General features: G+C 64.9%; 14 protein-coding genes. All 14 read right to left on the bottom strand.

Going from position 1 to position 18,943, the window contains the following annotated elements:
- Window position 1: 1 nt before the first annotated feature.
- Complete coding sequence (locus tag ACKLLE_RS21010) at window positions 2–193, bottom strand: hypothetical protein (protein WP_420058968.1); 192 nt, start codon at window positions 191–193, stop codon at window positions 2–4.
- A complete protein-coding gene (locus ACKLLE_RS21005; RefSeq protein WP_420058967.1) occupies window positions 190–657 on the bottom strand; it encodes a hypothetical protein in 468 nt (155 codons plus the stop codon). Before ACKLLE_RS21005 ends, ACKLLE_RS21010 begins: the two co-directional genes overlap by 4 nt.
- Window positions 658–1,108: 451 nt before the next feature.
- The gene (locus ACKLLE_RS21000; RefSeq protein WP_420058981.1) at window positions 1,109–2,224 is read right to left on the bottom strand and encodes a methyl-accepting chemotaxis protein; all 1,116 of its coding nucleotides are present in this window, start codon (window positions 2,222–2,224) and stop codon (window positions 1,109–1,111) included.
- 690 nt (window positions 2,225–2,914) lie between these two features.
- Window positions 2,915–3,319: a TraR/DksA family transcriptional regulator gene (locus ACKLLE_RS20995; RefSeq protein ID WP_064303839.1), complete on the bottom strand. Its 405-nt coding sequence runs from the start codon at window positions 3,317–3,319 to the stop codon at window positions 2,915–2,917.
- A 255-nt stretch (window positions 3,320–3,574) separates the two neighbouring features.
- Window positions 3,575–5,242 (bottom strand): hybrid sensor histidine kinase/response regulator, encoded by a 1,668-nt coding sequence (locus tag ACKLLE_RS20990; protein WP_420058966.1) that lies wholly within the window; start codon window positions 5,240–5,242, stop codon window positions 3,575–3,577.
- Window positions 5,226–6,389 carry an alcohol dehydrogenase-like regulatory protein ErcA gene (gene ercA / locus ACKLLE_RS20985; RefSeq protein ID WP_064303841.1) on the bottom strand — a complete coding sequence of 388 codons (1,164 nt, stop codon included), beginning with the start codon at window positions 6,387–6,389 and terminating at the stop codon, window positions 5,226–5,228. Before ercA ends, ACKLLE_RS20990 begins: the two co-directional genes overlap by 17 nt.
- Before the next feature lie 103 nt (window positions 6,390–6,492).
- Window positions 6,493–6,564 carry a pyrroloquinoline quinone precursor peptide PqqA gene (gene pqqA / locus ACKLLE_RS20980; RefSeq protein ID WP_009394664.1) on the bottom strand — a complete coding sequence of 24 codons (72 nt, stop codon included), beginning with the start codon at window positions 6,562–6,564 and terminating at the stop codon, window positions 6,493–6,495.
- Between the two features lie 211 nt (window positions 6,565–6,775).
- Entirely contained in the window at window positions 6,776–8,296 is a 1,521-nt protein-coding gene (gene exaC / locus ACKLLE_RS20975; RefSeq protein WP_064303842.1) for an acetaldehyde dehydrogenase ExaC, read from the bottom strand.
- 250 nt (window positions 8,297–8,546) lie between these two features.
- The gene (locus ACKLLE_RS20970; RefSeq protein ID WP_420058965.1) at window positions 8,547–13,100 is read right to left on the bottom strand and encodes a dermonecrotic toxin domain-containing protein; all 4,554 of its coding nucleotides are present in this window, start codon (window positions 13,098–13,100) and stop codon (window positions 8,547–8,549) included.
- A 121-nt stretch (window positions 13,101–13,221) separates the two neighbouring features.
- A complete protein-coding gene (locus ACKLLE_RS20965; RefSeq protein WP_009394659.1) occupies window positions 13,222–13,995 on the bottom strand; it encodes an enoyl-CoA hydratase in 774 nt (257 codons plus the stop codon).
- 12 nt (window positions 13,996–14,007) lie between these two features.
- Complete coding sequence (locus ACKLLE_RS20960) at window positions 14,008–15,135, bottom strand: acyl-CoA dehydrogenase (protein ID WP_420058964.1); 1,128 nt, start codon at window positions 15,133–15,135, stop codon at window positions 14,008–14,010.
- 8 nt (window positions 15,136–15,143) lie between these two features.
- Window positions 15,144–16,331, bottom strand: a complete 1,188-nt coding sequence (locus tag ACKLLE_RS20955; RefSeq protein ID WP_064303845.1) for an acetyl-CoA C-acyltransferase — start codon at window positions 16,329–16,331, stop codon at window positions 15,144–15,146.
- A gap of 10 nt (window positions 16,332–16,341) precedes the next feature.
- Window positions 16,342–17,109 (bottom strand): SDR family NAD(P)-dependent oxidoreductase, encoded by a 768-nt coding sequence (locus ACKLLE_RS20950; protein WP_420058963.1) that lies wholly within the window; start codon window positions 17,107–17,109, stop codon window positions 16,342–16,344.
- 12 nt (window positions 17,110–17,121) lie between these two features.
- Window positions 17,122–18,777 (bottom strand): AMP-binding protein, encoded by a 1,656-nt coding sequence (locus ACKLLE_RS20945; RefSeq protein ID WP_420058962.1) that lies wholly within the window; start codon window positions 18,775–18,777, stop codon window positions 17,122–17,124.
- Window positions 18,778–18,943 lie beyond the last annotated feature (166 nt).

Raw genomic sequence — 18,943 nt, 5'->3', positions numbered from 1 at the left:
GTCACTGCCCCTCGGTCAGGCGCTGCAGCTCGCGCCTGACCATCGCCGCGTATTGCGCGGGCTGGAGCTGGTAAAGCTGCCCGGCGACCCAGGTCAGCCACTGCTCCTGCAATTCCTCACGCCGTGCCAGCCACTGCCGCGCCTGATCTTCGGCGCGAGCCTGATGGCGCTCATGGAACTCGCGGCGACTCACTCGCTGGCCTTGAAGGTCAGCTCGCCCTTGCGCCACTTGGCAACCTTGGCCGTGGCCGCCTTGAGGGTCTTGGACAGCCCTTCGCTGATGCGCGCGTGGGCCGCGAACACCATCATGACCGCACGCCCTTCACGGAAGACGATGCCCTCGCCTTCCGGAACGCTGACGAAGGCGTATTCGCCCAAGCCGTAGATGGTCTGCTTGATTTCGCGGAAGCGGATTTCCAGCTTGCCGCCTTCGCGGCTTGGCAGGACGGCGGCGCGGAAGTGGTCACCGACCTTCAGTTCCAGGCGCTGCTTGTCATCGACCACCAGCGCGTCGGCGGTCTCGACCTCGGCCATGTACAGGCCCTCGGGGCTTTGCTCGGTGATGTAAACGAACGGCGACTGGAATTGCTTGACCAGCTTGCCGCGAAGATCTCCCAGCACGAACAGGGCGTGCATATCCAGATTGGTGACTGCCAAAGAAAATTCCTCAAAACCGAGATCACACTGACACCCGTGAAGAAAAGCTCCCACGGGCATGCCGTACTTCATTAATTCGAAGTTCGAAAGACTAATGAGTTGGCGCCAATAAGTAGCGGCCCGGAGGCGTCGCACCTTGTGGGAAATCACACTTTCCCATGCCGGATACGGCTTGATAGCGAACGTCTGACCGACATCGCGCGGTGAAAATTCCGTGTTTCACCGCTCCTTCGCGGTGCAAGGCGACCGATTGAAGATCGCCTCGTAGCGTCGGAAAGCGAATGGCTTACCGCACAGGGAAGCGAATATGCACGAAAACACGGAAACCCGTCGAGGGGTGTGTGCTGTTTGCAGGTGAGAAATTTCTGTTGTTGGGGTTGTTACAGGAGCGGATTAATGTGGTGTTCTTGAGGGCCTCATCGCTGGCAAGCCAGCGATAGGTCCCTCAAGACTAACGAGTTCCCGGCATCTTCTCCGGCCGATACCCCAGCCGCAGCCCGCCCCAATGCCGGCCATCGACCTTGATCGGTACCGACAGGTCATGCATCAGCTCGCCGGTGTCCCGGGTGTAGGTCTGCAACAGCAGGCGCTGCTGATGGCTCCCGCAACGAATACCGGTGCGGTCGTCGAACTTGCGCTTGCTGCGGTTGTGCGCAGTGTCGGTGGCCTCGTCCCCGGTCAGTGGCTGGTTGAAGGCATTGTTGTGGGTCGGCACGTAGCCCTGCTGGGTACAGGCGATCGCGTAGATCAAGCCCTCGTGTTCGCGCAGCAATGGCTCCTGGATAGCCGGCAGGACCTGGTCGGTGTACTGGTCGAAACGGGTGCGATAACGCGCCGGCCGGGTGCCGGGCAACACCTGGTACTGACGGTCGAACAGATCATCATGACTGATCCGGCCCTCACGGATGTCCGCCTCGAAGCGCTCGGCGATCTGCCGGGCGCCACGCAGGGCCAGGTCGAAGACCCGCTGGTGATAGTCATCCAGCCCGACCTCGGCCAGGCGCTCGCTGATGTTCTCCGCCTGCCCTTCCATCTGTACGGCGGCCTGGGCCAGGCGCTGGGTCTGCTGGTCGCTGATGGCCAGGTCGCCGCGCATCTGCTCCACCGCCTGGAACAGGCTGTCGAGCTGGGTACGGGTGGTTTCGGTACCACCGGCGATCTCGGTAATCTGCTGCTCGACACCCGCCGCCAGCCCGGCAATGGCATCCAGTTGCTCGCCGGTGTGCTCGACCTGGGCAACGCCAGTGTGCAGGTCATCCGACAGCCCGCGGATCTGCTCTACCACCTGGGCAGTGCGCTGCTGGATATCGGCGACCATCACCCCCACTTCCTCGGTGGCGCTGGCCGTACGACCCGCCAGGCCGCGGACCTCATCGGCGACCACGGCGAAACCGCGTCCGTGTTCGCCGGCACGGGCGGCCTCGATGGCGGCATTGAGCGCGAGCAGGTTGGTCTGGCTGGCGATGGCCTGGATCACCAGGGTGACCCGGGCGATATCCTCGCTGCGCTGGTGCAGCGCTTCGATCAGTTCGCGGCTGGCAGTGGCGCGCGAACTGAGCAGGTGCATGAGCTGGATCGAATCGGCCAGTACCAGGCGCCCCGCAGCGCTGCTTTCATGGGCTTGCTGGGCGGCCACCAGCGCCTCTCGACTGAGCTGGGAAGTGACTTTCTCGGTGCCGATCATGACTTCGGCGCTATTGACGATCTGTGCCGCGGAAGACAATTGCGATTGCAGCTTGTCCGCCAGTTGCCTGACCGAATAGGACACGCCGGCCGCCGACAGCGCGTTATGACTGGTGACCTGGGCCAGGTCGCGGGTCAGCTCGGTGAGCGGGTCGTGCACGGCCACCTGAGCCGGCTGCGGCCGGCTGCGCAGGTGCGGCAGCCACAACACCAGCAAGGCCAGCGGCAGGCAGAACCAGAACGAAATGCCGGCGAATGCCATGGCCGCCAGCACCACCACCAATACCAGGCTTTGCAGCACCACACCGGACCAGCCACGGGCACCCCGGGCCGAGGGTTCTGCGTGTGCCAGCGCGGCGGGTAGAGATCCTTCTCGCATCATGACTGTGGCTCCCCGTTGTTATTGTTGCGTCATTAAACGCCACTACAACGCCATTAGCCATGCTTCCTTGGGCGTAACCCGATCCGGCCTTGATACAGGACAACTGCCCGCCGCTTTTCGCCCGCGCGAAAACGAAAGCCCCGGGTGCGTGGCCCGGGGCTTTGGTATGCAAGGGTCGACCAGACGTGTCGATCAGACCTGGCGCAGATGCTTGTCCAGTTGCTCGTGACGCTCCTGCGCCTCGATGCAGTACTTGGTGGTCGGGCTGATCAGCAGGCGCTTGAGGCCGATCGGCTCGCCGCTGTCGTCGCACCAGCCGAAGCTGTCGTCGGCGATACGGCCCAGGGCCATTTCCAACTGCGGCAGCAGGCGCTGGTCACGCTCGATGGCGTTGACCAGCCAGTGACGCTCTTCTTCGACCGAGGCGGCATCGGCAGGATCGGCAGGCGAGTCCAGGCTTTCGATGGTTACACGGCTCTGCTCGATGCGCTCCTGGGTCTCCACTTTCATCTGCTTGAGCAGATCGGCGAAGAAGGCCAATTGCTCGGCGTTCATGTAGTCATCGGCCGGCATGGCCAGCAACTTTTCCTTTGTCATTGATATCTCTAATAAAAATTTACGTGCATTTAGACGAATCGGGTGCCGCGGCGAACGCATCGCCAGCAGCGGAATTCTTCAAGCACCAGTCGGCACTCAGTTCATGGGGGGCGGCAGTCTAAGGCCGAGCCTCATGCCGGGCAACAGAAATGACTGCGGTTTTGTCCGAAAAGCCCCTTATCCCTCGCAAGCATGGTGCGGGGGCAGCGTTTATAGCAAAAAATCCGGGCGTGCGTGAAGCACGGCAACGCCCGCTTATCCGAGCAATTGGCTGAGCACGGCGCGCAGCTTGCCCGGTTTCACCGGTTTGTTCAGCAGCGGCGCGCCAAGCCGCTGCATGGCCCGACGGCTCTGGTCGCTGCGGTCGGCAGTGATCATCACTGCGGCGATCGCCACGCCGAAGTGCTTGCGCAGGTCACGTACGACTTCACATCCGGTTACACCATGATCCAGGTGGAAGTCGGCCAGGACCAGCTCCGGCGCCCTGCCTTGCAATACCTGCAAGGCTGTCTCACGGTCGGTGGCGGTGAGCACTTCGCAGCCCCATTGGCCGAGCAGCGCGGCCATGCTCTCGAGGATGGCGGTCTCGTTGTCCAGTACCAGCAGGCGGCGACCCGGCAGCGGATCGCCCAGGGCGGGCGATGGCACCCCGGGTGCGACCACGGGACGCGGGGCTTCCCGCGATAACGGCACATCGATGCTGAACACCGAACCGCGCCCTGGCCAGGAACGCACCCGTACCTGGCAGCCGAGGATGCGTGCGATGCGCTCGACGATCGCCAGCCCCAGGCCGACGCCCTTGCGGTCGGCGGCACGGCCGACGTCCAGCTGGTTGAATTCGAGAAAGATCGACTCCAGGCGGTCGGCCGCGATGCCCCGGCCGCTGTCCCACACTTCCAGGCGCAGCACCTGGCCACGCCGCCGGGCGCCAAGGAGGATGCCGCCCCGCTCGGTATAGCGGCAGGCATTGCTGAGGAAGTTGCGCAGGATCCGCGTCAGCAGGCGGATGTCACTGCGGATCATCCAGGCACCACTGCGTACCCGCAGGCCCAGCCCGGCCGCTTCGGCCACCGGCTGGAACTCGGAAGCCAGGGGGCCGAGCAGTTCGTCGAGGTGGTACAGATCCAGGTCAGGCTTGATTGCCGCCTGGTCGAGGCGAGAAATATCCAGCAGATCGGTCAGCAGGTCTTCCGCGCCCTCCAGCGCCTGGTGCGCGCGTTCCACCAGTACGTGCTCGGCAGCCGGCAGGCTGCGCTCGCGCAACGTGGAAATCAGCAGCCGCGCCGCATTCAATGGCTGCAGCAGGTCGTGACTGGCCGCAGCCAGATACTTGTCCTTGCTGCGGTTGGCGGCCTGGGCAGCATCCCGGGCCTCGATCAACTGGTTGGTGCGCTCGGCAACGCGCTGCTCCAGTTCGTCATTGAGCTGTTGCAGGCGTTCCTGGCTGAGCTTGCGCTCGGTGATATCGGCGACGAAACCCTCGACTACGCCCTCTTCGTCCGGACGCAGGAGCAGGTTCATCAGCACATCGATGGCGCTGCCGTCCTTGCGTTGCAAGCGGGTCTCGTACCCCAGCAGCGCCCGCTCGCGCTGCAGTTGCTCGGCGATGTGCATCAGTTCCTGCTGGCCGCCAATGAACAGATGCCCGGCCAGGTCGGTGCGCGCCAGCAGCAACTGCTGCGGATCGGCGTAGCCCAGCATCCGCGCCATGGCCGGGTTGGCCGCGCGCAGGCCATCTTCCAGGCTGGCCTGGAAAATCCCGTGCACGGCATGCTCGAACAGCCAGGTGTAGCGGTTGCGCTCGGTTTCCAGCTCGTCGAGGCGCGCCGCCAGCTCCGGGTAGTGGCTCTTGCGGACCGTGTGGTTGCTCAGCCCGAGCAATCCGGCCAGGGCGTCGGAGCCCGGCTCAGAGGGCCTCGCCATAGACCACCTCGACATCACGCTGGCTCGAGGCACGAGGGTTGGTGAGGATGCACGGGTCGTCCATGGCGTGTTGCGAGAGGAATGGAATGTCGCTGCCGCTGACGCCATGCAGGCCCAGGGTTTCATGGAAGCCCACGGCCCGCTTCAGGGCGATCAGGTGCTCGACCAGGCGCTGGCGGATCTGGTTATGGCTGAGGCCGCGGCAATCGATGCCGAAGGTTTCGGCGATCACCTTGAAGCGCTCCGGCGCCGCACTGTAGTTGAACGCCACCACGTGCTCCACCAGCACCGCATTGCACAATCCATGGGGCAGGTCGAGGAAGCCGCCGAGGCTGTGGGACATCGCATGCACCGCGCCAAGGATCGCATTGGAGAACGCCAGCCCGGCCTGCATGCTGCCGAGCATGATCGACTCGCGCAGGGCAATGTCCGAAGGGTTGGCGATCATCTGCACCAGGTTGCCGTCGATCAGGCGCATGGCTTCCAGGGCGTGGGTATCGGTCAACGGCCCGTGGCCGGTGGAGACGAACGCCTCGATGGCATGCACCAGCGCGTCGATGCCGGTACAGGCGGAGAGGAACGGGTCCATGCTCAGGGTGGTTTCCGGGTCGATCAGCGACACATCGGGCACCACCGCCTTGCTGACGATGGAGAACTTCATGCGTTCCTGCTGGTTGGAAATGATCACGAACTGCGAAACGTCCGCCGACGTGCCGGCAGTGGTCGGGATCAGGATCAAGGGCGGGCTGGGCACGCGGATGGTGTCGACCCCTTCGAACTCGAGGATGTGCCGGCCATGGGCGACCACAATACCGATGCCCTTGGCGCAGTCCATGGGGCTGCCGCCGCCAACGGCGACGATCACGTCGCACTGCTCGGCACGGTAGCGCTCGGCGCCGTCCATCACCTCTTCCACCCGCGGGTTGGGCGACACCTGGCTGTACAGCACGTAATCGATGCCCTGGGCCTGCAGGCTGGCCTCGACATCGGCGACCCAGCCGGCGGCGATGACGCCGGGGTCGCTGACCAGCAGCACCTTGCGCGCGCCGAAGGTCCGGGCGTAATTGGCGACGTGATGGCGGCAGCCGGCACCAAAGATGATTTCGGGGGAAACGAACTTGCGCAACTGGCTCAGATTCGGGCTCATGCAACGCCTTCTTGTTTTTTTAAGTTAGCGCCAGCCTAAAGCAAAGAGAGGGTAAGGCAAAGGCGGCGCCGGCCGTCTCGAGAGCCGGCCGGCGCCAGGAGGATCAACGGTTGGCGAAGTACATGGTCACTTCGAAACCGATACGCAGATCAGTGAACGCAGGCTTTTTCCACATAGGTCCATCCTCTTCTGGCACCGCAGGCTGGCGGTGCGTCTAGTGATACACCGTTTCCGGTGCGGGTCGAATACTACTTTGGAACAGTCTTGAAGCACGACGCGGACTCTGTGGGAGCGGGTTTACCCGCGATAGCGTCGGTGAATCCATTATCGCAATCGCGGCGGTTCGGCGTTTCGATGAACCCGCTCCCACAAGGAGGCGCGGTGCTTTAGAAGAAGCCCAGAGGATTGATGTCGTAGCTCACCAGCAGGTTCTTGGTCTGCTGGTAGTGGTCGAGCATCATCTTGTGGGTCTCGCGGCCGACACCGGATTTCTTGTAGCCACCGAACGCGGCATGCGCCGGGTACAGATGGTAGCAGTTGGTCCAGACGCGACCGGCCTTGATTGCGCGGCCCATGCGGTAGGCACGGTTGATGTCGCGGGTCCAGACGCCGGCACCGAGGCCGAACTCGGTGTCGTTGGCGATGGCCAGGGCTTCGGCTTCGTCCTTGAAGGTGGTGACGCCGACCACAGGGCCGAAGATCTCTTCCTGGAACACACGCATGCCGTTGTGGCCCTTGAGCAGGGTCGGCTGGATGTAGTAGCCGCTGGACAGGTCGCCGGCCAGCTGCTCGGCGTTGCCGCCGGTGAGGATCTCGGCGCCTTCGTCGCGGGCGATCTGCAGGTAGGACAGGATCTTGTCGTACTGCTGCTCGGACGCCTGGGCGCCGACCATGGTTTCGGTGTCCAGCGGGTTGCCGCGCTTGATCTGCTTCACCTTCTTCAACACCTCCTGCATGAACTGCGGGTAGATGGATTCCTGGACCAGCGCACGGGACGGGCAGGTGCACACTTCGCCCTGGTTGAAGAAAGCCAGGACCAGCCCTTCGGCGGCCTTCTCGATGAACGAAGGCTCGGCCTGCATGATGTCTTCGAAGAAAATGTTCGGCGACTTGCCGCCCAGCTCGACGGTGGACGGGATGATGTTCTCCGCTGCGCACTTCATGATGTGCGAGCCCACCGGAGTGGAACCGGTGAAGGCGATCTTGGCGATGCGCTTGCTGGTGGCCAGGGCCTCGCCGGCTTCGCGACCGAAGCCCTGGACGATGTTCAGCACGCCTGGGGGCAACAGGTCGCCGACCAGCTCGATGAACACGGTGATTGACAGCGGCGTCTGTTCGGCCGGCTTGAGCACGATGCAGTTGCCGGCGGCCAGGGCCGGGGCGAGTTTCCAGGCGGCCATCAGCAGCGGGAAGTTCCACGGGATGATCTGCCCGACCACGCCCAGCGGCTCATGGAAGTGATAGGCGGCGGTGTTGTCGTTGATCTCGGCGGCGCTGCCCTCCTGGGCGCGGATGCAACCGGCGAAGTAACGGAAATGGTCGGCAGCCAGGGGCACGTCGGCGTTGAGGGTTTCGCGGATGGCCTTGCCGTTGTCCCAGGTCTCGGCCAGGGCCAGGACTTCGAGGTTCTGTTCGATGCGGTCGGCGATTTTCAACAGGATGTTGGAACGGTCCTGTACGGAGGTGCGGCCCCATGCATCGGCAGCGGCATGGGCGGCGTCCAGGGCCTTGTCGATGTCCTGGGCGTTGGAGCGGGGGAATTCGGCGATGAGCTGGCCGTTCACCGGCGAGGTGTTGCTGAAGTACTGGCCGCTCAGCGGCTGGACGAACTCGCCGCCAATGTAGTTGCCGTAGCGGGGTTTGAAGGAAACGATGGCATCCGGGCTGCCGGGAGCTGCGTAGATCATGGTTCAGGGCCTCTGCTGAGCGGCGCCCGTCGTGGATGACGGGCAGTGACTGGATCTTAGTCAGGCGCGGCGGAGCAACGAATCAGCACTTGGCAGGGATGGGCTAGTCATTTGGTCGTAGAAAAAGAAGGCGCACCGCGTGTCCTGTGGGAGCGGGTTCACCCGCGATTACGGTGGCGAATCCACCATCGTAATCGCGGCGGTTCGGCGTCCCGATGAACCCGCCCACAGGGTCCGAGTCGCGCCAGCACTACAGGCTCAGGAACAACTTCTGCGCACTGCTCTTGTCGATCCGGCTGCGATACACCTCGATGATCGCCTGGTTGCTCTGCGATGCCATCACCTGCGGTCCGCGGTCATAACGCTGCTCGCGGGTCTTCAGGTGTGCCGCGGTGAAATCACCGACCTGGGCATCGGCGCTGGCGTAGTGGAAATGCGCGTACCACAGCGGCTTACCGTCCTTGTCATTGACCACGAACTCCTGCAGGTAGTCCTGGGGAAAGCCCTTGCGCCTGGCCAGCGCGACCCGCTCGCCTTCCCGGGCAATGCTGATTTCCTGCTGCTCCAGCAGCCAGGCCACCTGTCCCACCGTCGGTGCCTGTTTCTTGAGGATCTCCACCCGCAGGCGCCGGCCCTCGTCACGCATCAGCTTCGCCTTGGCCGTCAGGGCCGCCGACTGGCGCGCCGCATCGATCCCGTCGGCAGAGTCATCCGTGGCGTTTTCCCGGGTGAGCGCATCCTGTATCTGCTGGACCAGGGCATCCAGCGGACGCGCTTCCTGGATCAGGATGTCCTCGATATCAGCCCCCACCGTTGCCGTCTTCGCCTGGCTGCGGACCTTGGCAATCTTGCGTTCGGCATTGTTGAGCAACGGCGTCGAGCGCTTGATCAGCGTGGCCAGGCTCGCTGGCGTCGGTGCCGGCGCTTCGCCGCGGACTTCGCTGACCGGCTGCCAGACACCAGGTTCGGAGGTTTCCTCGTAGCGATCCAGTTCACTGTTGTCGATGGGATCGACCACCACCACGGACTCCGGGCGACCGCCCTCGGCCTTGCGTCGCGAACCGACCACCACGCCGCGGTTGCGGGTGCGGATCAGGACCTGCTTGCGCTTGTTCGACGCCGGCCGGGGCGCCGCATCGCTGCGCCCCGGCAGCAGTTGCAGGTGCGTGGCCAGTTCCTCCTGAGCCTCGCGATGCAGGCTTTCCAGATCGTCGATGAACACCTGCAGCAGTTCCGCACCGCCGGGACCTCGTGGCAGAGCCTGGTACAGGCGCGATGTATCAAGGGCAAAGCGCAGACGGCTGACCACACTGTCGAGAACCTCCACCTCCTCGGCCTCGGTGAACGTCTCCTTCACATCCAGCGCATCGCGCATGCTCAGGCCGGTGCGCGCCGCCAGCAAGGCACGGTAGAGCACCTTGTAGTCGCTGCTTTTTTCGATGTCGAGAATGGTCGCGGCACGCAGGCTCAGGTCGACCGATTTCCATGCCCGCAGGCTCGGCTCGGTGGTCAACAGGCCGTGGGTCTTGTCCGCCAGTTGCGGCCCGCCGGGGAGAATGTCGCGCAACTGCTTGCGCATATCGGCGATCACCGCATGGCAGGCCAGGATGCCATCGACCTCCTCCTGGGACTTGCGACACGCCTCCATCATGCGCGCGAGCTTTTCCACATGCTCCGGCGACTGTTCTTCCTGGGGCGAACCGGCCGGACGCATATCGCGCATGATGGCGTGGTTGTCGCTGAAGCGCGCGTGCAGCACATAGGCCAGTTGCGCCTGGACACCGGCACGGTCGTAAAGGTTGCGTGAATGCATGCGCTTGAACTCGGGCTGCGGTTTCAACTGCTGCAGTTGGCGCAGGTTGTCGTCGAATGACACCAGCACGGCGTCCAGCTGGCCCAGGTGATCGTGATAGACCTGAAGATGGTCCTTGGTCGGATATTGCTGGCGCGCGGCTTCATCCAGGTCTGCCTGGACCTGCTCGGAAAAGCTGACCCGTTGCCCGAGCAAGCGGGCGTGGTTCTCTTCCAACTGGAGGATGCGTTGCCGATTGCTTTCACGCAGTTGCGCAATGCGCCGGTTGACCGGCATGCCGCCGCGCAGACGCAGGCCGAAGTCCAGCCGCCAGTTCCCGCCGGCGTCGCTGCGTACCCAGGGGCCGAGCTTGCCGGCGGCATCGATCAGGCGCGGACCATCCTCGGTGAAGGACAACCGATAGATCACCCCGTCGATCAGGCCCAGCCACTGCTGCTGGTATTGATAAAGCCCATGATGGAGTCCCGGCCCCATCGGCGTACCGAGCTTGTCCACGCTGACCTCGCTGCGAAAACCGGACAGTGCCTCGCGCTGGGCCACGGTCAGGTCGGTGCTGCCCCAGCCGAAACGCGACCAGCGGGGCGCCTGCGGCAGCTCGGTCTTGCTCGGCTCGATGCTCACCGCCTCGCTGTCCCCGTCCGGGGCTGTCGTGGTGTCGCGCGGCAAGCCGGGTTCGCTTTCCGGCAGCAGCAGCAACGCCAGGCTCAGGAGCAACTGCTGCAGGTCACCGGGCTGGCCAGCGCCCTTGTCCTGCGCCAGTACCCCACGCAGGCTGGAAAACAGCGGCAGCATCCAGGCCGCCTTGACCAGTGGCCCATTGAAGAACGGCAAAATGGTGTTCAGCATCAGCCAGCCCAGCTCCTGGTAGCCCAGCCAGCGACTTTCGCTGGTAGACAGGGTTTCCCGCTGCGCCCGGGCAATCAGCTCCTGGGCGCAGGACTGATACAACTGCTCGGGTACATTGCCGTGCAGCACCGCCTCGCCCAGCTTGGCCAGCGCCGGCACGCTGATCATGGAGAATTCGTCACCAGGGAAGAAGCGCACGATGTGCGGCTCGGCAAAACCGCCATGGGCGTAGACCGCTCGGCGCGCCGGTACCAGGCGCTCGAGAATGTCGTCCTGCAGGGCTCCCGCTGCGCACAGGGCCTTGAAGAACTCCGCGCGGCTGGCGTACTCGCGCAACGGCTCACGGTGCAAGGGGCGATACAACAGGCAAGGGCCTTCACCGATGGTCGGTGCTTCGATCAACCAGGCGTTGCCGGCGATATCCGGCGCGGCGCCGGAACGAGCGATGAACGACAGCGGCCGCAGCGCCACCGGTGCTGCGGACGGCAGTTCGGGGCGGAACAGGCTGTCCACCCGCTTCACGCTCTGCGCGCTGAGCGATGCCGGATCACGCAGGCGGGTTTCCAGCGCCAGCAGCGGCATCTGCTCGCAAATCTGCTGGATGAAGCGTTGTTGGCGCGGCCTGCGCTCGTCGGCATCGTCGAGCAGGACGCGCCGCAGCAGCTCCGGATAGTGTCCTCCGACATCCAGGCGCGTCACCAGGCCCTTGAGATAATCCACCGTCAGCCACTGCGGCAACTTCGCACCACTGAGGCTGTGCAGGCTCACGGTGCCGGCCTGCAACACCGCCAGGTTGGCCAGGGCGAACTGCATCGGCGTCAGGCGCACGATCTTTTCCTCGCCCTGGGGCACCACGCTGCCACCACTGCCGCCAGCGGCCCCGGTCACCTGCCTGTTGACCAGTTCCAGGTCATCCAGATCCGGTAACGGATCATGGGGATGGTCGGTGAGCATGGCGTCATGCAGCTGCTGGCGGGCGAAATCGAACGCGTCGGGCACGCCGTCGAGGAAGGACCTGTCGTCCTCATCCTGCCGCAGCCACGCCATGCGCAGCAGGCGCCCGGCATAATCACGGCGCTGATCCTCGCCGGCCTTGGCCAGCCAGTCCGGCAATTGCAGGCGCAAGCGCTGGCGCATCTCGCGCTGGTTGGCCTGGCAGATGCCGAGCAGCGAGCTGGCTTCATCCAGACGCAGTTGCAGCGACTGGCCGGCGCTCATGCCCGGCAGCGCCGGCAGGCGTGCCAATGCGGCGACAAGCTCCTGCTGCTGCTCGCGCAACAGAAGGGCCTGGGACACGAACACCGAGCCGGGTGCCGTGTACTGGTGCAAAACCTGCGGCCCTGTTCTGTCCGGACAGCGATTGACCAGCGAGCCACGCAGGGCCGTACGCGACTCGAAGCGATAGATCGACCCGCTCAGGCTGAAAACCAGGGCCATCGTGCGCTGCAACTGGCTGACCTCGCGCTCCAGCAGGATCGCACTGGCCAGTTCCGGATCCAGGCCCTGTTCAACGCACAGAACCTGCGCGAGCAGGCTGATCTTCACTTCGACCAGGTTGTGCAACAGCGCTCGGTCCTGCGCTCGCGGAAAGTTGATGATGATCCTTGCGGTCGCCGCCTCAAGGCTGTCCAGGCCACCGTTGTGGAACAGTTCCTCTACGACTTCGCGGCATTGCTGCTGCAGATGGCCAGCCATCCACAACAGCGGACTGCCCTCGCCGTCGCGGCTGAAGTTCCAGTACTCGTACAGCGCCTGCTGGTAAGTGGACAGCAGGTAGCGCGCGCTTTCGTTGATCAGCGCCTGGATATCGGCGGCTTCGACCTTGCTGCGGAACGGGGTTTCCGCGCCCTTGTAGAAACTCAGGTAATCGCTGTCGGCGTCGAGGCTGAGCAAGGCGCCAGTGCAGAAGCATTCGATCAGGATGTCGGCCAGGTCCTCGACCTGTTCCATGCCCTTGGCATCGGTCCGATACAACAGCAGCGCCGAGGGATCGGGCTCGGCAAAGCCGCGCAGGTAGGCCTGCTCGAAGATCAGGCACCAGGCCACGTCACGCAGCGAGGGACGCCGGGCGAAACGCTGGGCGATGGGGCCGCAGAGGGGGGAGTTCAGGGCCAGTTGGCCGAGGGGTGATGGGGTTGGGGTCATGGGTGCGCTTCCTTGGGCTGGAGGGAAGCAGCATTTCAATCGTATGCATTGGCATGACGGTGGTAGATCTTGCTTGGGTGGTTGCGGCTGATGGCCTCATCGCCGGTACTTTCAGCGGAAATCAACGGTCCTTGAACTGCGCCTCACGCTTGGCAATGAATGCCGCCATGCCTTCCTTCTGGTCTTCGGTGGCGAATGCCGCGTGGAACACCCGGCGCTCGAAGCGCACGCCTTCCGACAGGCTCACTTCGAAGGCGCGGTTCACCGACTCCTTGACCATCATCGACACCGGTACCGACTTGCTGGCGATCACCGCCGCTACTTTCAGCGCTTCGTCCAGCAGCTCGGCCTGGGGCACGATCCGCGCCACCACGCCAGCGCGCTCGGCTTCCTCGGCGCCCATCAGGCGGCCGGTCAGGCACAGCTCCATGGCCTTGGCCTTGCCCACCGCGCGGGTCAGGCGCTGGGTGCCGCCCATGCCCGGCAACACGCCGAGGTTGATCTCCGGCTGGCCGAACTTGGCGTTGTCGGCAGCCAGGATGAAGTCGCACATCAGCGCCAGCTCGCAACCGCCGCCGAGGGCAAAGCCGGACACCGCCGCGATGATCGGCTTGCGCCGGTTGGCCACGCGGTCACTGTCGCTGAACAGGTCGTCGAGGTAGATCTGCGGGTAGGTCAGCTCGGCCATTTCCTTGATGTCGGCGCCAGCGGCAAAGGCCTTGGCCGAACCGGTGAGGACGATGCAACCGATGTTGGCATCGGCCTCGTAGGCGTCCAGCGCCTGGTTCAGTTCGCCGATGATCTGGCGGTTCAGGGCGTTCAGCGCCTGGGGCCGGTTCAGGGTAATCAGGCCGACCTTGCCACGGGTTTCGACGAGGATGGTTTCGAATGTCATGAGCTGCTCCCTTCAAAGATTGCGCGCAATCACCATGCGCTGAATGTCGCTGGTGCCTTCGTAGATCTGGCAGACCCGCACATCGCGGTAGATCCGCTCCAGCGGAAAGTCACTCAGATAGCCATATCCGCCGAGGGTCTGCAAGGCATCCGAACAGACCTTTTCGGCCATTTCCGAGGCGAAAAGCTTGGCCATGGACGCTTCGACCAGCGCCGCCCGACCGGCATCGCGCAGGGCAGCCGCGTGATGCACCATCTGCCGCGCCACGGCAATCCGGGTGGCCATGTCGGCCAGGCGGAAGGCCACGGCCTGGTGCTCGATCAGCGGCTTGCCGAAACTCTCGCGCTCGCGGGCATAGTCCCGGGCCACTTCGAACGCGGCGCGGGCCATGCCCACCGATTGCGCGGCAATGCCGATGCGCCCGCCCTCCAGGTTGGCCAGGGCGATCCTGTAGCCTTCGCCTTCCTCGCCCAGGCGGTTGGCCAGCGGCACGCGCACCTCGTCGAAGACGATCTGGCAGGTGTCGGATGCGTGCTGGCCGAGCTTGTCCTCGACCCTCGCGACCTGGTAGCCGGGGCTGTCGGTGGGAACCAGGAAGGCGCTGATCCCGCGCTTGCCCGCAGCCGGATCGGTAACGGCAAAGACGATCACCAGCCCGGCATTGCTGCCGGAGGTGATGAACTGCTTGCAGCCGTTGATCACGTAGTGGTCGCCATCGCGACGGGCGCGGGTCTTCAGGCTGCTGGCATCGGAGCCGGCCTGGGGTTCGGTCAGGGCGAAGGCGCCGAGCATGGCACCGCTCGCCAGCGGAGTGAGGAACCGCTCCTTCTGCTGCTCGTTGCCGAACTTGAGGATCGGCACGCAGCCCACCGAGTTGTGCACGCTCATGATGGTGGAGCAGGCGCCGTCACCGGCGGCGACTTCCTCCAGGGCCATGGCATAGGACAGGTAGCCGGTATCGCAACCGCCCCACTGCTCCGGCACCAGCATGCCGAAGAAGCCCATATCGGCCATCTCGGCCATCGCCTCCTTCGGGAAACGATGCTCGCGACTCCATTGCTCGGCGAATGGCCGCAGGCGCTCCTGGGCGAACTGCCGGGCAGCATCGGCGATCTGTTGTTGCTCGTCGTTAACCAGCATGGCGCACCTCAATCCAGGATCTCGACAGCCATGGCCGTGGCCTCGCCACCACCAATGCAGATCGCCGCCACACCGCGGCGCTTGCCTTTCTGGCGCAGGGCGGACAGCAAGGTCACCAGGATCCGCGCGCCGGACGCGCCGATCGGATGGCCGAGGGCACAGGCACCGCCGTGGACGTTGACCTTCTCGTGTGGCAGCCCGAGCGTCTTCATCGCGACCAGGGTCACCACGGCAAAGGCTTCGTTGATCTCGAACAGATCGACATCGCCCAGGTCCCAGCCGGTGCGTGCGAGCAGCTTCTCGATGGCACCGATCGGCGCGGTGGGGTACAGCGAGGGCGTGTCGGCGAAGGCGGCGTGACCATGGATGACCGCCAGCGGCTTGAGGCCCAGCGCTTCGGCCCGGGAGCGGCGCATCAGCACCAGCGCCGCGGCGCCGTCGGAGATCGAGCTGGAGTTGGCCGCAGTCACGGTGCCCCCGTCGCGGAACGCCGGCTTGAGTTGCGCGATCTTGTCCAGGCGCGCCTTGGGCGGCTGCTCGTCATCGCTGATCAGCACCTTGTCCTTGCCCACCGTGACCTCTACCGGAACGATCTCCGCGGCGAAACTGCCGTCCTTGATCGCCTGCTGGGCGCGGGTCAGCGAGGCGATGGCGAAATCGTCCTGGGCCTGGCGACTGAAGTCGTTGGCCTCGGCACAGTCCTCGGCGAAGGTGCCCATCAGGCGACCCTTGTCGTAGGCGTCCTCGAGACCGTCGAGGAACATATGGTCGATGATCCTGCCGTGGCCCATGCGATAGCCGCTGCGGGCCTTGTCCAGCAGGTACGGGGCGTTGGACATGCTTTCCATGCCGCCAGCGACAACCACATCGGCACTGCCGGCCAGCAGCAGGTCGTGGGCCATGATCGCCGCCTGCATGCCGGAGCCGCACATCTTGTTCAGGGTGGTGCAGGTGGTGCCCTTGTCCAGGCCGGCCCCCAGCGCAGCCTGGCGCGCCGGAGCCTGGCCGAGGCCGGCAGGCAGTACGCAACCGAACAGCACCTGCTCGACGCTGCCGGGCTGGATGCCGGCACGCTCGACGGCGGCGCGGATCGCCGCGGCGCCCAGTTGCGGCGCGGTCAGGCTCTTGAGGTCGCCCTGCAGGCCACCCATCGGGGTGCGCACGGCGCTGACGATGACGATCGGATCCTGGTTCATGTTCGACTCCTTATTTCGCAGCCATGCGCAACGCGCCGTCGAGACGGATGGTCTCGCCGTTGAGCATGCTGTTTTCAATGATGTGGCGGGCCAGCGCAGCGTACTCGGCCGGGCGGCCCAGGCGTGGCGGGAACGGTACCCCGGCGGACAGCGAGGCACGGACCTCCTCGGTCATCCCGGCCATCATCGGGGTTTCGAAGATGCCCGGGGCAATGGTCATCACACGGATGCCGAAGCGCGCCAGTTCGCGCGCGGCAGGCAGGGTCAGGCTGGCGACGGCGCCTTTGGAGGCGGCATAGGCGGCCTGGCCGATCTGGCCGTCGAAGGCGGCGATGGATGCAGTGTTGATGATCACCCCGCGCTCGCCCTCCTCCGACGGCGCGCCTTCGGCCATGGCCGCCGCTGCCAGGCGCAGCATGTTGAAGCTGCCGATCAGGTTGACGTTGATGACCCGGGCGAAGCTGCCCAGGCCATGGGGACCGTTGCGGCCCAGGACCTTCTCGGCACCGACGATGCCGGCGCAGTTGACCAGCCCGTGCAGGCTGCCGAAGGCGGCGAGCGCAGCATCCACGGCGGCCTTGGCCGCGCCTTCCTGGCTGATATCGGCTACCGCATGCCGGGCCTGTTCGCCAAGGCTGGCGGCCCTGGCGGCGACAGCCTCGGCATTGAGGTCCACCAGCATTACCCGGGCGCCGGCCTGGACGAGCATTTCGGCGGTGGCCGCACCCAGCCCGGAGGCGGCGCCGGTGACGATGAAGTTGTGATTGGCGATTTGCATGCTTGGCTTTCCTCAGGCGCTGGCCTTGTGGGCTTGTTGCGCCGCTTGTTGAAGGGCGATTTCCTGGTTGCGCAGGATGAAACGCTGCAGCTTGCCGCTCGGGGTCTTGGGCAGCTCGCTGACGAATTCGATTTCACGGGGATAGGCGTGGGCGTAGAGGCGCTTGCGTACGTGCTGGCGCAGGGCTTCGGCCAGCTCTTCGCTGCCCTGCTGGCCGGCGCCGAGTACGACGAAGGCCTTGATCAGTTCGGTGCGCTCCGGATCGGGCTTGCCGATCACCGCCGCTTCGATCACCGCCGGATGCTCGATCAAGGCGCTCTCGACGTCGAAGGGGCCGACCCGATAGCCCGAGGTGGTGATCACGTCGTCGCTGCGCCCGACAAAGCTGATGCTGCCATCCGGGTTCAGCTCGACGGTGTCGCCGCTGAGGTAGTACTTGCCGACGAAGGCCTTGGTCGGCAAGCCGTGGTAGCCAGCGAACCAGCACAGCGGCGACTGCTCGCGATCCACGGCGAGGATGCCCGGCTGGCCGGCCGGCAGTTCCTCGTGCTGCTCGCCAAGCACGACGATGCGGTGACCGGGCACGGCATAACCGGCCGATCCCGGATGAACGTTGTGTTCCAGGCCGTGGTGGTTGCACAGCACCATGCCCAGTTCGGTCTGGCCGTAGTGGTCATGGATGGTTACCTCCAGCTCGTCGCGGAACCAGCGGATCACCTCCGGATTGAGCGGCTCGCCGGCGCTGCTGACCACCCGCAGGCGCCCCTTGATCGGTGCGGAGAATGCCGCGCCGGCGGCGATCAGCATGCGATAGGCGGTGGGCGAACCGGCGAGGTTGGTGATGCGGTATTTGTCGATCACCCGGCAGGTGCTCTCGACGCTGAACGGCCCGTCGAAAAAGGTCGTGGCATGGCCCAGGGACAATGGCCCGGTGACCGCGTAGTACAGGCCATAGGCCCAGCCCGGATCGGCAAGGTTCCAGAAGGCGTCCTCGGGACGCAGGTCGATGGCATCGCGCATATAACCCTGGAAGGCAACGATGGCGCGCAGCGGCACTTCCAGTGGCTTGGCCGGCCCGGTGGTGCCGGAGGTGAACATCAGCAGGAACGGCGCTTCGCCGGGCAGCAATACCGGGTCGCAAGCCTGGGTGGTGGCATTCAGCGCAGCGTGGAAATCCACATCGCCACTGACCTGGGCGGCATTGACGCAGATGATGGCGGGACACTGCTCGACTTCTTCCAGCTTGGCCCGGTTGTTCGCATCGGTGACCACCACCTTGGCCCCCGACGCATGCAGGCGGTGTTCGACCGCCTTGGGTCCGAACGCGGTGAACAGGGGCTGGTAGACCGCACCCAGGCGCCAGGTGGCCAGTACGGTAACCAGCAACTCGACGGTGCGTGGCAGCAGCCCGGCGACCCGATCGCCAGGGCCGACGCCCTGGGCCTTGAGGACGCTGGCGAAGCGCGCCGCCTGGTCGCGCAATTCATCGAAACGGTAACTGGCGCTCTGGCCGTCGCGGCCCTCCCAGTACAGCGCGACGGCTTCGCCATCGGCGTGCCGGTCGCAGCACTCGACGCAGGCGTTGAGCGCCTCGAGACTGCCTGCCAGTGCCGCCCGGGCTGTCTGCTGGTAATTGAAAGAACGTACTGCCGCGCTGTACTCACGCATTCGCCAGACTCCCCATTGTTGTTTTTGGAAGGAATTCGAAGGTCTGGAAATAGTCGCCCCGGTGCCGGGTCGCGGCAATGGTCAAAGTTATCAATGTGGATGACTGGTTTGGCCAATCCTGCTGGAAGTCGAGCAAGACCATGGCTCACCGGAAGGCGATTATCTG

It is taken from the genome of Pseudomonas bharatica, assembly GCF_048586865.1.
In the GTDB taxonomy this organism is placed as follows: domain Bacteria; phylum Pseudomonadota; class Gammaproteobacteria; order Pseudomonadales; family Pseudomonadaceae; genus Aquipseudomonas; species Aquipseudomonas bharatica.
The sequence above is the reverse complement of the archived record's forward strand: the minus strand, read 5'-3'. Positions and strand labels throughout refer to the sequence as shown.

What these genes read in the sequence shown, in the direction of transcription:
- ACKLLE_RS21000 (WP_420058981.1), bottom strand. Translation starts at nt 2,224, where the DNA reads ATGCACCTGCTCAGTTCGCGCGCCACTGCCAGCCGCGAACTGATCGAA.
- ACKLLE_RS20995 (WP_064303839.1), bottom strand. Translation starts at nt 3,319, where the DNA reads ATGACAAAGGAAAAGTTGCTGGCCATGCCGGCCGATGACTACATGAAC.
- ACKLLE_RS20990 (WP_420058966.1), bottom strand. Translation starts at nt 5,242, where the DNA reads ATGGCGAGGCCCTCTGAGCCGGGCTCCGACGCCCTGGCCGGATTGCTC.
- ercA (WP_064303841.1), bottom strand. Translation starts at nt 6,389, where the DNA reads ATGAGCCCGAATCTGAGCCAGTTGCGCAAGTTCGTTTCCCCCGAAATC.
- exaC (WP_064303842.1), bottom strand. Translation starts at nt 8,296, where the DNA reads ATGATCTACGCAGCTCCCGGCAGCCCGGATGCCATCGTTTCCTTCAAA.
- ACKLLE_RS20970 (WP_420058965.1), bottom strand. Translation starts at nt 13,100, where the DNA reads ATGACCCCAACCCCATCACCCCTCGGCCAACTGGCCCTGAACTCCCCC.
- ACKLLE_RS20965 (WP_009394659.1), bottom strand. Translation starts at nt 13,995, where the DNA reads ATGACATTCGAAACCATCCTCGTCGAAACCCGTGGCAAGGTCGGCCTG.
- ACKLLE_RS20960 (WP_420058964.1), bottom strand. Translation starts at nt 15,135, where the DNA reads ATGCTGGTTAACGACGAGCAACAACAGATCGCCGATGCTGCCCGGCAG.
- ACKLLE_RS20955 (WP_064303845.1), bottom strand. Translation starts at nt 16,331, where the DNA reads ATGAACCAGGATCCGATCGTCATCGTCAGCGCCGTGCGCACCCCGATG.
- ACKLLE_RS20950 (WP_420058963.1), bottom strand. Translation starts at nt 17,109, where the DNA reads ATGCAAATCGCCAATCACAACTTCATCGTCACCGGCGCCGCCTCCGGG.
- ACKLLE_RS20945 (WP_420058962.1), bottom strand. Translation starts at nt 18,777, where the DNA reads ATGCGTGAGTACAGCGCGGCAGTACGTTCTTTCAATTACCAGCAGACA.